The organism is Mesorhizobium sp. M8A.F.Ca.ET.161.01.1.1, from assembly GCF_004792105.1.
GTDB lineage: Bacteria > Pseudomonadota > Alphaproteobacteria > Rhizobiales > Rhizobiaceae > Mesorhizobium.
In genome coordinates this window covers 50,944-63,991 of sequence record NZ_SRTD01000006.1, presented here as the reverse complement: position 1 = coordinate 63,991, position 13,048 = coordinate 50,944, and the positions used below count along the sequence as shown (strand labels likewise).

At 60.6% G+C, this 13,048-nt stretch carries 12 protein-coding genes; 6 read left to right on the top strand and 6 right to left on the bottom strand.

Annotated features, from left to right (window positions below; genetic code table 11):
- Positions 1-110 precede the first annotated feature (110 nt).
- Positions 111-947, top strand: a complete 837-nt coding sequence (locus tag EN804_RS16830) for an inositol monophosphatase family protein (RefSeq protein ID WP_135920346.1) — start codon at positions 111-113, stop codon at positions 945-947.
- 216 nt (positions 948-1,163) lie between these two features.
- On the opposite strand, the gene EN804_RS16825 is transcribed toward EN804_RS16830, so the two are convergent.
- The 5 genes from EN804_RS16825 to EN804_RS38690 form a co-directional block, all read right to left on the bottom strand.
- Positions 1,164-2,192, bottom strand: a complete 1,029-nt coding sequence (locus EN804_RS16825) for an Ldh family oxidoreductase (RefSeq protein ID WP_135920345.1) — start codon at positions 2,190-2,192, stop codon at positions 1,164-1,166.
- 154 nt (positions 2,193-2,346) lie between these two features.
- Entirely contained in the window at positions 2,347-3,492 is a 1,146-nt protein-coding gene (gene alr / locus EN804_RS16820) for an alanine racemase (RefSeq protein ID WP_135920344.1), read from the bottom strand.
- Positions 3,493-3,666: 174 nt separating this feature from the next.
- On the bottom strand, positions 3,667-3,906 hold the full coding sequence (locus EN804_RS16815) for a hypothetical protein (protein WP_135920342.1): 240 nt from the start codon (positions 3,904-3,906) through the stop codon (positions 3,667-3,669).
- Between the two features lie 165 nt (positions 3,907-4,071).
- On the bottom strand, positions 4,072-5,241 hold the full coding sequence (locus EN804_RS16810; RefSeq protein WP_189524526.1) for an MFS transporter: 1,170 nt from the start codon (positions 5,239-5,241) through the stop codon (positions 4,072-4,074).
- Positions 5,242-5,480: 239 nt separating this feature from the next.
- A complete protein-coding gene (locus EN804_RS38690; RefSeq protein ID WP_281404929.1) occupies positions 5,481-5,606 on the bottom strand; it encodes a hypothetical protein in 126 nt (41 codons plus the stop codon).
- 162 nt (positions 5,607-5,768) lie between these two features.
- On the opposite strand from EN804_RS38690, the gene EN804_RS16805 reads away from it, so the two are divergent.
- The 4 genes from EN804_RS16805 (at position 5,769) to EN804_RS16790 (ending at position 10,859) form a co-directional block, all read left to right on the top strand.
- On the top strand, positions 5,769-7,388 hold the full coding sequence (locus tag EN804_RS16805) for a GMC family oxidoreductase N-terminal domain-containing protein (protein WP_135920338.1): 1,620 nt from the start codon (positions 5,769-5,771) through the stop codon (positions 7,386-7,388).
- A 326-nt stretch (positions 7,389-7,714) separates the two neighbouring features.
- Positions 7,715-8,788, top strand: coding sequence for a substrate-binding domain-containing protein (locus tag EN804_RS16800; protein ID WP_135907068.1), 1,074 nt, complete (start codon positions 7,715-7,717; stop codon positions 8,786-8,788).
- A 60-nt stretch (positions 8,789-8,848) separates the two neighbouring features.
- Positions 8,849-9,649: an ATP-binding cassette domain-containing protein gene (locus EN804_RS16795; protein ID WP_127870987.1), complete on the top strand. Its 801-nt coding sequence runs from the start codon at positions 8,849-8,851 to the stop codon at positions 9,647-9,649.
- 97 nt (positions 9,650-9,746) lie between these two features.
- Complete coding sequence (locus tag EN804_RS16790; RefSeq protein ID WP_210237368.1) at positions 9,747-10,859, top strand: ABC transporter permease; 1,113 nt, start codon at positions 9,747-9,749, stop codon at positions 10,857-10,859.
- Positions 10,860-10,961: 102 nt separating this feature from the next.
- Here EN804_RS16790 and EN804_RS16785 read toward each other — a convergent pair whose 3' ends face one another.
- Positions 10,962-11,933, bottom strand: a complete 972-nt coding sequence (locus EN804_RS16785; RefSeq protein ID WP_189524525.1) for a LysR substrate-binding domain-containing protein — start codon at positions 11,931-11,933, stop codon at positions 10,962-10,964.
- 179 nt (positions 11,934-12,112) lie between these two features.
- Here EN804_RS16785 and EN804_RS16780 point away from each other — a divergent pair, with 179 nt between their 5' ends.
- Positions 12,113-13,045, top strand: a complete 933-nt coding sequence (locus tag EN804_RS16780; protein ID WP_135920332.1) for an amidohydrolase family protein — start codon at positions 12,113-12,115, stop codon at positions 13,043-13,045.
- Positions 13,046-13,048 lie beyond the last annotated feature (3 nt).

The following is a 13,048-nucleotide window of genomic DNA, read 5'->3' as shown; positions in this document are numbered from 1 at the left end:
GAGGGAAGAATGACTGAGCGCCCTGCGTTTTTGACGGCGGCCCCGAAGACGACCCAGATGGCGTTCGGGCTAGGCGGTGGCCACAAGACCTTCCAGCAGGGCGCCTTCTGATGGCCAGGCAAGCCTCACTTCGCAAGCTCAGTGTTGCATCCCAACGGGACGGGGACCTGCTGCCCAACTTCGAGTTTTTCCGCAAACTAGCGGATGCGGCTGCCGCGGAGATTATGCCGACGTTTCGCAACAGGTTGGTGGTCGAAGCCGAGGTCAAACCCGGCCTGCCATACGATCCGGTCACGGAGGCCGACCGCAATGCTGAAAGAGCTATCCGCGACATGATATCGGCCAATTATCCGATGCACGCGATATTGGGCGAGGAACTCAGTCCGTCGGGATCCGGGCCCCTCAAATGGGTGATTGACCCGATCAACGGGATGAAACCCTACCTGTGCGGGCTTCCGGTCTGGGGAACTCTGATAGGGTTCACTGTCGATGGCCGCTCCGCAATGGGAATGATGAACCAGCCCCAAACCGGGGAATGCTTCTGGTCCGACGGTACGAAATCGATCTGTCATTCAGCCCTTGGCGAGACCGTTTTGAGGACGAGCGGCACTCAACGTCTTTCCGATGCGATTTGCCACACGAATTCTCCAGAACCGTTCGCACGCCGTCCAGGCCGAGGGTTTGCCCGGCTGGCGTCGTCGGTCAAATTCACTCGCTACGGCGGCGAATGCTACGCATTCGCCATGCTTGCCGCCGGCCAGATCGACCTTTGCGTCGAGCTCGCCCTGAAAGCCTACGACATCGTTGCGCTTATTCCGCTCATCGAGGCCGCCGGTGGTGTCGTCACTCGCTTCGACGGCGGTCGCCCGGAGCGGGGCGGCAACGTCCTGGCCTCGGCAAACGCCATCCTGCATGAGGCTGCGTTGCGGATGCTCAACGACATCTGAACCCTGCCGTGGAATCTTGATATGGACAGCAAGAACGAGATCGAGCGAAGGGATGAGGATAGCGCTGCCGAGCGACGAGCCCGTTTGTGGGGCTGGTTTTGGATGGCTGTCGCGACAGCGGCCATGTACCTTCTGGTCTGGGTAACCCGTTGAAGAGAAGAGTCGCCCCCCACCGTTGACGCCTCAATCCAATCACGCATTCGCGCTTTGCGTGTGTCAAAGGGCGCGTAATTGCTTCCATGTCTCGGCCTCGATGGCGATGCCGCGCTCGGCCGCCAATTTGCGGGCGGCGAGCCTGCGTTCACCTGGAAGGCGCGTCTGCCCGGCTTCGGCTATCGCCTCGACCAATTCCTCGATCCGCCCTGTGAACATTCCCAGGCTACCATTTCCTTTCGTCGGGTCGATCAGGATAATCGTTTGACCGGTATGAGCGGAGTCCGCCCCCGGATAGGCCGACGAATTGACTTGATGGGAGAAGTTGCTGCCAGTCAGCGCACCGCCAAGGATGTCGATCATCATGGCGATGGAGGAACCCTTGTGTCCGCCGAAAGGCAGCAGCGCGCCCCCGTCAAGTATGGCCTGCGGGCTGCTGGTTGGCAGCCCCGAGGCGTCGAGGCCTATCCCTTCGGGAAGGACCTTGTTTTCACGCGCTGCAGCCTTCACTTCGCCATGAGCCATCGCTGCCGTCGCTTGGTCGAACAGGAGAACCTGTCCATCGGCGCGCGGTACGGCGAAGGCCATCGGATTGGTTCCGTAGAGCCGCTTGTGACCGCCATGAGGGACGACATAAGTGACGCTGTTGACGACACTGAGGGCGATCAGTCTCGCCTCCGCGAATGGCTCGACATCCAGCCAGAGCGGACCGTTATGATGGGCATTGCCGATGGCGAGCACACAGGCGCCGGCCGACCGCGTCTTGTCGATGGCTTGTGGCATGGCCGCCTCCAGCGCCGGTCTGGCATAGCCATTGCCGGCGTCGGCGCGAAGGAAGGCGGCTCCAGCGTCCTGGATTTGTGGAACGGCGCGGCCGTCGACGAAGCCGCTCTTCAGATTGCTCACATAGCCCGCCATCCGGAACAAGCCATGGCTTCGCGAGCCGTCGCGTTCGGCGCTCGCGCAGTTCGCCGCCAGCACTCGGGCGACGCTGTCGGACGTTCCGTTGCGCACGAAGATAGTTTCCAGCATGCCGATGAGCTCGGGCAGGCTGCAATAGATGGCTGGCTCATGCGACAACGATGGGGTCATGACAAATCACGCATTTCAACAAAGCAACGCGCCTCCCTGCGTGACTCGCCTATCGGGGCCGCCAACGGCTGCATAGCAATGCCCGTTGGCGGCAGAGTGCCTTGCGTAGGCTGGGGGCGGGCCTGTGCTTCAGCACTCAACGCCATGGCACGTGCTATTCGTTGACGTAACGCCGCGCACAGCCATGGCCTAGTGAAATCAAGACTTCATGCTCGATCGTTCCGCAAGCCTTCGCCAGATCGTGATCACGAACATGGGGGCCGAGGATTTCGACCGGACTGCCTGGTACTAGCGCCCAGTCGGGGACCCCCGATACGTCGACGGTCAGCAGATCCATGGAAACGCGTCCGACAACCTGGGCGGCAAAACCCGCAACGGACACGGGTGCGCGGCTTGAGCCGGCCCGGGAATAGCCGTTCGCGTATCCGATCGCGACCGTCGCGATCTTGGCTTGCTCGGTCAGGCGGTAGGTCGAGCTGTAGCCGACAGGGGCACCGCGCTTCATCGTCTTGACCTGAATGATCGGCGCGACGACGCGAGCTGGCTGCAACATGGGATTTGGGCGCCCTGTCAGCGGGTTTATCCCGAATGTCGCCTTGCCGGGCCGGACCATGTCGAACGCGTAGTCCGCGCCCAGATAGGTGCCAGCCGAATTGGCCAGCGACATTTTCGCGATGGGAAGCCCGCTCACCGCGCTCAGGAAAGCCCCGCGCTGGAATTCGCACCTGTCGAAATCGAGGTCGTCGGCTGCCGAAAGGTGCGACATGTAGAGGATAGGCGGGATACGCGACAGCAGCGGCAAGTTCTGGCGAAGCCACGCGACATCATCGGCCAGCAGTCCGAGCCGGTTCATTCCCGTGTCGAAATGGATAATCGAGGCGAGAGGACGCTCCACCCCGACGGCAACCTTTTCCCATTCCTCGATCTGATTGCGACTGTTGAGGACGGGTACCAGGTTGGCGCCGACGAATGCCCCTCTTTCCTCGGGCAGGAAGCCGCCGAGCACGCAAATCTCTGCTTCTTGAAGAGCAGCTCGGAGGGCCACGCCGTCATTGGCCGTTGCCACGAAAAACGTCCTGGCGCCTGCTTGCCTCAGTGCCAGCGCGCTCGGGATCATGCCATGGCCGTAGGCGTCGCCCTTCACGACGGCAGCGCAATCGGCTCCGCCCGCCATGGCGCTCAGTCGCCTGTAATTTTCCCGCACTGCCTCTAGGTCGACGATCATCTCAGCCTGATTGATCAGACCCTGAATTCCGCCTTGAAAGGACGAGGGATGACTTCCGATCGTATCGAGATGCACTCACGCCTCCAGGTTTGTGCTAGTAAACGTTTACACGTCTCAAAGGCTACCGCGCCAAATTTGGTTGGTGCGTACCGCAGCTCGTGCGTTTGCCAAGGCGTGCCACCGGTCTTGCGTCTACTAAGGGCAATCGCGTTCGACGGGGCACGTCACCGGATCGAAGCGCGCTTGGATTTAGTTCAGCAGGATCGACAGATAATGCTCCGCCGCCTTGGACTGCTCCTGGGCGATCATGCCGCGCTGAACACTTTGGTCGGCAAGTATCGCCATCGCCGTCGGGCTAAGCTCTGCAAACATAAAAAGCGCGAGAAGAGCGGTGCAAAACTTCACTAGCTGCAGGAACACATTACGCGTTTGATTGTGATCGTGCATAGCGCGCCCTTGAGGTTTTTCCACTAAATGCCTCTCGATCATGAGCCGACCGGTGCCGACAATGTCGCTTGGACAGTGTAAACGTTTACAAATTCGTGTCAATGAGTCTGGGACGATATAGGGTCGGCTCGATCAAACATGCCTTTGCCTTGGAGGCGACAGCCACTTGCTTAAGAACCGCCAGCGATGGAGAGGAATTTCCACAATTCAGAAGCGACTGGCGACGCGGACGAAAGCCGTTCCGGTAAGCAGGAACAACACGGCCAGCAACAAGTAGATATTGGACAAGGCGGTTGCCTCGGCGAGGATCCCGAAGCTGGGCGCTGTGGCCAGGGCAACTATGTAGCCCGTCGCGAAGACCACCACTATGTTTGATGCGTCGCCGCGTCGCCCCGCCATGCTCAACAGTGTGGGAAAAATATTCGATACGCCGATGCCCAACAGGACAAACCCGAACAGCGCCACAGGCACGATCTTGGCGAAGGCGACAATCGAGAGACCGACGATCACCAAGCCTGTCGAGATTGCAAGAAGTTGTTTCTCGCCCACGACCGTTCTGACGCGATCGCCAGCCAGCCGACAGATTGCCATGGAACTGGCGAACGCCGCATAGCCTAGTCCCGAGAAGCTGAAATCAAGCGCAAAATGGCCAGTGAGATAGAGGGGGCCCCAGTCACGGACCGCTGCGTCTGTCGACATGCACACACCGGCAAGCAGGCCCGCGACAACCAGCAGCCACATTGGGCTGATTGGCCGAGCGCCCGTGGCGCCCTCACTTGGCCTTGCGGCAAGAAGCTTGCTCTGGTTTGCCACGAAGAGAAGCGAGAGTAATAGCGCAGCTATCAGCGCGCCCATCGAACTCCCCGCAAATTTGACAAGCAGGCCTCCCGAGGCAGCACCTGTAAGCCCGCCAAGGCTCCACATGGCGTGGAACGTGGACATTAGGGCTTTTTGGGATAAGCGCTCTGCCTCGACCGCCTGCGCGTTCATGGCGACATCCATGAAATTGCCGGCAAGCCCCAGCATCAGCAGCACCAGGGGGAACAAGGTTGGGACATTCGTGAACGAGGCCAGCACGACTGTCGCCAAGAGAATGGGCGCCGACACTCGAACCACTTGTTTGCTGCCGAAACGCGTGATGAGAGACCGGCTCGCCAGCATGGCGAAGAGTGAGCCCACGACAATCATGAACAGCGACCAGCCGAATTGACTGTCTGGTATCGAGAGACGCGCCTTGATTGTCGGCACAAGGGAGGACCAGGTGCCGAAGATGCAGCCATGCAGGAAGAAGATGGAGAAAATAGCCGTGCGGCTCTTGCGGTGGTCTATTGAGGGCCAGGCAGGTTGATCTGCGAAGCGCTTCGGAATTTCTAACACGGTTTGGTTCTCCAGTGACGCCTAGCGCCTAGGTCAATGCGACCCGACGGGATGCCGGGCTCGGCCAACGCGTTCCGACTGCCCGCCTCGTCTACGAAGGTGGAACTTTGGATACACGCTGAGAACGCCTGCATGCATCATGTGCTGGTCCGCTCAGCGGACCTATGTTTACATCGGGGTGGCCACATCACGATTTCGCATCTAGAGCTTTGCATGCGCGATCTGAAGCGCGGGAAACGTCAGTCCGAGAATTTAGGCTCGAGGGATGTCGCGAGACATCGTGCCGCCTTCAACGGCAATGCGAGCATGGCGAAATGCACCTCCACCCAGATCGGTCCGTAATGGAAATAGTTGGTTTCGCGCATTTCTGATGCGCCCCGAAATGATCTGACTTCTTCGTTAGGGCGAACCCTCCGATCAATCTCGCCATGACTCTGACTCATAGACGCTTTCCCGGACTGCCGTTGCTCAAGCCGGTCATTTCGGCAATCTAGGCACCTCACAGAGTATCGGGGCATTCAGGAAGTATGCGCGAAGCTGATTTGAACTTCGATTTCATCGTCGTAGGCGGCGGGTCGGCGGGGTGCGTGCTGGCCAGCAGATTGAGTGCCGACCCAGCCAACCGGGTTCTACTGCTCGAGGCAGGCAACAGCGGTCGCGATCCGAGCTACGATCTGCCGTTCATCGCTGGCAAGCTGTTCGAGTTCGAACGCAACAACTGGGCTTTCCGGAGCCAGCCGCAGGAAAATCTGAATGGCAGAAGCATGTACTTTCCCCGCGGCAAGATGCTGGGCGGATCGTTCATCTTCAACGGCGCCCAGTACATCCGAGGCAACAGGTCGGATTTCGATCATTGGCGTCAGCTCGGCAACGCCGGCTGGTCCTACGACGACGTGCTGCCCTATTTCACGAAGAGCGAGAGTTACGAGGGCGGCAAGAGTGCCTACCACAATGACTGCGGCGGCCTGCCGGTGGGCAAGCCACCGACCGTCTCGCCGTTGACGGCCCCCTATCTGGAGGCCTGCAGGCAGGCGGGATATCGCCTCAACGACGATTTCAACGGGCCCGAGCAGGAAGGCTTTGGTATTTATGATTTCAACATCCGCGGCGGGCGCCGTGTCACCACGGCCAAGGCGTTCCTGCGGCAGGCGATGAAGCGGCCCAATCTGCGGGTCATTGTCAACGCGCTTGTCGCCCGAATTGTCATCGACGAGGCGCGCGCCTCGGGCGTCGAGTTCTTCGAGAACGGCGGGATCCGGCGAGCGTCCGCCACGCGCGAGATTGTCCTGTCGGCTGGTTCGTTCAATTCACCGAAATTGCTGATGCTGTCGGGCCTCGGCGATGCGAGGGATCTGCAATCGCACGGGATAGCCGTAGTCAACGACCTCAGGGGCGTCGGCAAGAATCTCCAGGATCATGTCAATGCATCGGTCGCCTATGAGGCCACACAACCGGTTTCACTTGCCAGGACATTGCGCTGGCACACGCTAACGGCAGAAATGATCAACGCGCTGGTTTTCCGCCGCGGACAGATCACGCGCAGCCCGTTGGAAGCCGGTGGGTTTTTCAACATTAAGACGGATGCCGTGGCGCCGGAATGCCAAGCGGTGTTCATCCCCTATTACCCCGGACAGGGCTTGAAGGTGCGGATGCCATGGGCGGACCGGATGGCCGGACATTCTTTCGTGGTGCATGTTTGGCCCAACAGGCCGGAGAGCCGAGGGATGCTGACGCTGAAGTCGTCAGATCCCCGGGAGGCTCCCATCTTCGATCCGCACTTTCTCTCGTCGAAAAACGATCTTGCGCTCACCCGCGATGCGATACGCGCCACCCGCAGGATCCTTCAGCAGGAAGCCTTGGCGCCCTACCGTGGTACGGAACTGGCGCCCGGCGCGGATATCCGTTCGGATGACGAACTCGACAGCTATATTCGCACAACGTGCGGCATCGGCCATCATACATGCGGCACGGCCAAGATGGGGCACGACGCGATGGCGGTCGTCGATGATCAGTTGAAGGTTCATGGCGTCGACGGCCTCAGGGTGGCCGATGCCTCGATCATGCCGACAATGGTGAGCGGCAACACCAATGCCGCCACGATCATGATTGCGGAGAAAGCGGCCTCGATGCTATTGCGCGGAAATTAGCGCTCCTGCCTGACTTCGTCGGCAATGGTCCGATCCGGCCTCTCATTTCCCGCCTTTGGCGCCGAGATGGGAGGCTTTCGGCTTTCCCCAGGAAGCCCGCAAGCCGCACATCAACCTCGACGCATATCGCTTGCCCATGAGTTGAAGTCATGGAGAAATGCGTGCAGCCCTATTGGCGGCCGCCATTACTCTCAATAGCGTCATAGCCACCATGAGCAAAGTTCATGGACAGACAGTGCAAGAGGAGCAGCCAAGCTCGCCATCCATACTGTCGGGTTTGGCGGCACAGCCGATCAGCTCCACGCAACTTCAGGGGATTGGAACACATGAAACTATCGCTTAAGGGGCTGCTGCTTTCAGGCGTCGCGGCGCTTGCCAGCAGCGGCGCGCTCGCCAAGGACCTCAGTGGCCCCATCTACTTGCTGGTCAACAACGTCACGACTTCGCGCATTGCACAGTTCGATATACCAAACATCACGAAAGCCCTGGAAAAGCAGGCGCCCGGTAGCAAGCTGGTCGTGCTGAATGCGAACGACGACATGCAGCAGCAGGTCTCGCAGACAGACGCCGCGCTGGCCAGCGGCGCTGCCGGCATCGTCCTGATCGCCGTCGATCCCCTGCGTTCGGCCAGCATTCTTGCCAAGGCGGCAGGTGATGGCGTCCCGGTTGTGACCTATGCACACGATCCAGGCGAGGGCCCGGTCGCCTATCACGTATCCGTGCCGTTCGCGGATATCGGCGAGGCGCAGGCCAAGTACCTGGTCGAACATCTGCCGCAACACAGGCCGGTGCGCCTGGCATACATGCTCGGCGATCCGAAGTTCGCCTTCTACACCGAGCAGATGAAAGGTTTCGACCGTTACATCGCTCCGCTTGTGGCGGACGGCACCATCCAGATTGTCTGCCGGGCCGACGCGCTGCTTTACCTCGCGGCCAACGCGCAGAAGAACATGGAGCAATGCCTGACCCAAACCAACAACGAGGTCGACGGAGCCGTGGTGATGAACGACGACACCGGCGGCGGCGTGATCGCCGCCCTGACCGGCCAAGGTCTGGTTGGCAAAGTCGAGCTGTTCGGAGGCTACGATGCCACACTCGAAGGCGTCCAGCGTGTTCTGGCCGGATGGCAGGCGGCCGACATGTCGCCACCCTATGCGGGGATGGCGGACGCCGCCGTGACGTTGGTTCTGGCTGCTGCCCGTGGCGAGCAGCCGCCTTCCGGTTTGGTCAATGGCACCTGGGACAACAAGTTCGTCAAGGGTGGTGTTCCGGCTCACCTGGCCCCAAACGTTTTTATCACCGCCGACAACGTTCAGAAAACCGTGGTCGATGCCGGTCTTTACACCAAGCAGCAGCTCTGCACCGGCATTGCGGCCAAGTCCGATTTCTGCACCAAATAGAGCGTCAGGCGCTGCCGTCCCACGCGGTAGCGCCTTGTCGGCTTGTCTTGAAGGCATGCGATGACCAGATCAGATCCACCCATTCTCGAAATCCGCAATGTTTCAAAACACTTCGGCGCCATATCCGCGCTGACAGATGTGTCATTCAGTGTTTGGCCAGGCGAAGTCGTTGCACTGGTGGGCGACAATGGCGCCGGCAAATCGACGCTGGTCAAGATCATCTCCGGCATCCAGTCTCCCAGCGAGGGCGAGATTTTCTGTGCCGGCCTCGGCGTCGCGCTGCGATCGCCGCACGACGCGGGCCATGCCGGCATCCAGACCGTCTACCAGGACCTGGCGCTGTGCGATAATCTCGACACCGTTCAGAACCTCTTCCTCGGGCGTGAGCTGCACAATCCTTGGTACCTCGGCCGGCGTCTCCAGCGCGGCGCAATGGAAGCGCGAGCTAGAGAGATTCTGGCCAGCCTCGACGTCAAGATCCGCGACGTCAGCAACCCCATAAGTTCGCTCTCCGGCGGTCAGCGCCAGTCGGTAGCCATCTGCCGCTCCATCCTCAGTGACCCCAGGATCGTCTTGCTCGATGAGCCGACAGCGGCATTGGGCGTCGCCCAGCGCAAGCAGGTTCTGGCGTTGATCGACCGGTTGCGAGGGCAGGGGCGCGCCGTCGTGGTGGTGTCTCACGACCTAGGCGACGTCCAGCAGGTCGCCGACCGTGTTGTCGTGCTTCGGCTTGGCAGGAAAGTCGCCGAAGTCTCTCGTGGTGGCTACACCCGCGAGGATCTTATCGGAGCGATAACCGGCGTGATGGACGCCGCCACTCTCGCATCCACCCGCGATTTCAGGGGGGATCTCCATGTCTAGCGCTGCCGATAGTCCTATCGTCGCCAGTCCCAAGACAAGTGTGCAGCACGTCATGAACACGCAGTACATCCTCGAAGCGCTCGCTGGAAAATGGCGCATGGTGCCGGTGCTCATCGTGCTTGCCGTCATCTGGGCCTACTTCTACTCGGCCAATCCGCTGTTCCTGAGCCCACGCAATCTCTCGAACCTGTCGCTGCAGATCGTCGTCACCGGCACACTGGCTCTCGGTCTGATGTTCGTGCTGGTGATCGGAGAAATCGATCTGTCGGTCGCGGCCGTTGGTGCGGTTTCGGCCGCGATCGCCGCGGGTCTGGCGGTGAACTCGGGTGTGGATGCGACGCTCGCCATCGCCCTCGGTCTGCTGACAGGAGGTCTGATCGGAGGCGTTCAAGGTGTGATCGTCACGATCTTTCGGGCACCGGCATTCATCGTGACATTGGGCGTGTCCATGATCTTACAGGGCGTGTTGCTCGATCTGCTGCCGCCAGGATCGAATCTGATCTCACTGGTCGGCCAGCCGATGGGCACGATCTTCTCCCTCTACATGCCGCCGCTGGCGAGCTATGCCATCCTGATCGGCGTCGTTGTCATCTTCGCCATTCTGTGCTTTCAGACCCACGTGACACGGGTCTCGCGTTCGATTGTCTCCAACCTGGGAACCAGCGTCATCGTACCAGTCGTCCTGCTTGCGGTCGTTGGCGCGGCAACCGTGCGGGTGTTCGACGCCTATCGGGGCGTGCCGGTCATGGTCGCATTCCTGCTCTGCATGCTGGGCGTCTTCGCCTATATCACGACGCAGACGCGTTTCGGCCTCCATCTATTCGCCGTCGGCGCCAATGCAGAGGCCGTCCGCCGCTCGGGCATCTCGGTGAACAGGCTCAAGATCACCGCGTTTGTGCTGACGGGCATGTTCGCGGCACTTGCGGGCATGATGGCGGCAGGCCGCGTCCTCGGCGTGTCACCGGACTCGGCGGATACCACCTTGCTGCTTGAAGCGATTGCCGCTGCCGTGATCGGTGGCGTCAGCCTGTTTGGCGGACGCGGATCCGTCTGGGCAGCTCTCACCGGTGCGCTGGTGATGGGCAGTGTTTCGAATGGCATGCTGCTTATCAATGCAACGACCCAGACGCGGCTCGAGGTGCAGGGCGCTATTCTGGTGCTGGCGGTTGTTCTCGATGCACTGTTGAGTCGGCGCGCGACGCGCCGATAAAGCATCCGGGCGGAAAATCGTGAAACGGGTTCCGCCCGGAATTGCGTCAAGGCAACGAGACGACGTTTTGGCCAGCGAAGAAATGGACCTTCGCTGACTGGCTCACTTCACGAAAATGCGCGCCGTCTGTTCTACGGTGCGTTTTGCCTCGGCGCGCAACCATGAACGCATTTTCTGAACGGCGACTTTGCTGCGTTTGGTGCGCGGATAAATCAGGAAGTAGCTCCACGGCGAGCGGACCGGCACGTCGTGCAGCGGCACAAATCGGCCCGACGTCAATTCCTCCAGCACCATGAACGGCGGCATCAGGATTGTGCCCAGGCCTGCCAGAGCTGCCTCGATTCCCATCTGATATTGCTCGAAGACAGGGCCGGCGGTCGGGTTGGGGTGTGACATGCCGATCTCTCGAAACCATTCCCGCCAGGCCGTCGGGCGGTGCGAATGCTGGATCAGCCGCATACCCAAGAGCGCGCTCGGATCTGCCTTGCCGCCAACGATGAGGTCGGGGCGGCACACGGGAATGAGAACCTCGTCCATCAGGAATTCGGACTGCGAGTCCGGCCAAGCGTCGGTGCCATAATGGATGGCGGCGTCGACATCGGTGGCTTCGAACGAAAACTGGCCGATGCTTGCCGTGACGGTCAGCTCGATAGTGGGATTGGCGTTTAGAAACCTGCCGATGCGCGGGGCGAGCCACCGACTTCCAAGGCTGGGCAAGGTGGCGATATGCAGCCGCTCCGAACCACTCTGGAAAGTGCTCAGCCTCAATGTGGCAGCGCCCAGATTGGACAGGATCTCGGTGGCCTCGGTGAGATAGAGGGCACCGGGCTCCGTAAGCACCAGGCCATGGCCGGTGCGTTCGAAGAGCAGGGCGCCCGTCGCATCTTCGATCGACCGGACGGCGCGACTGACGCCACTTTGTGTGATCTCTAGTTCATCGGCGGCCCGGGAGAAGTTGCGATATTGCGCCGACAGCACGAAGGCGCGAAGCGCGGCTATCGTCGGCAGGTTGCTTTCCCGCTCGACGGCGTCGCGATGGGCCGGTTTGCGTCCGCCGGCGCTGCTCTCGGGCACGACATCATCTCCATGACTTTGTGTCATGAAGATACAACTGCCGTCTCCTTGTCAATCGCGCCCGCACTTCGCAAAACTGCGGCCAAGAGAATGCGGAAAAGGCTTTTGCTGACAGTCGATCGAGGTGGGCCGGCTTTGAATTCCATCGTTATAGAACAATCCCCGGCGGCGCCCCTACGATGACTAGCAGTCATGACATACCGATTGTCGACGCCCATCACCACATTTGGGATCTGGCCAATCATCGCTACCCCTGGCTCGATCCCGACATGCCTTCGATCGTTGGGGACACGACGGCCATACGTCAAAGCTATGATCCGGTCGCGTATCGATCGGACACCAGCGCATTCAATGTCGTTGCGACAGTCCATCTGGATGGCGGGTTTGATCCGTCGAACCCGGTCGGTGAAACGCGCATGGTTCATGCCGCGTTCGAAAAGCACGGTTTTCCCAACGCGATTGTCGGGAGCGTACGGCTCGATGCAACCGACCTGGCCGACACAATTGACGGTCATCTCAAGGCCTCGCACCTGTTTCGCGGCATCCGCCACATCGTTGCCTGGCACGAAATCCCGCGGCTGAGTTATGTCGATCGGCCTGATGTTTTGGCAGATGCGTCATGGGTGGCGGGGTACCGCAGCCTCGCGGCGCACGAACTGTCGTGCGATATGCAGATCTATCCGTCACAGATGGCTGATGCGGCTGAACTTGCCGCGTCCACGCCCGACATCCAGATGATCATCAATCAGGCGGGCATGCCAGACGGTCTGGTCACCGGCGATTTCGAGCCTTGGCGGCGTGGCATTCGCCTGATGGCGCAAAGCCCGAATGTCGCGTTCAAGATCTCCGGCTTCGGCATGCTGCGCCCCGACTGGACCCTGGCCGATGTGCGCCCGCTGATCGAAGAGGCCATCGAGGTGTTCGGCACCGATCGGGTGATGTTCGGCTCGAACTTCCCCGTGGACAAGCTGTTCGGTGATTTTGCCCGAAGCTTCGATGTCTTCCTCGCAGCGACCCACGCGCTTTCGCACGCCGACCGCATCAAGGTCTTTGCCGCCAATGCGGTCCGCATCTACCGGATCGGTTCCGTCTCTCATCATTCGAAGCCATAGGAT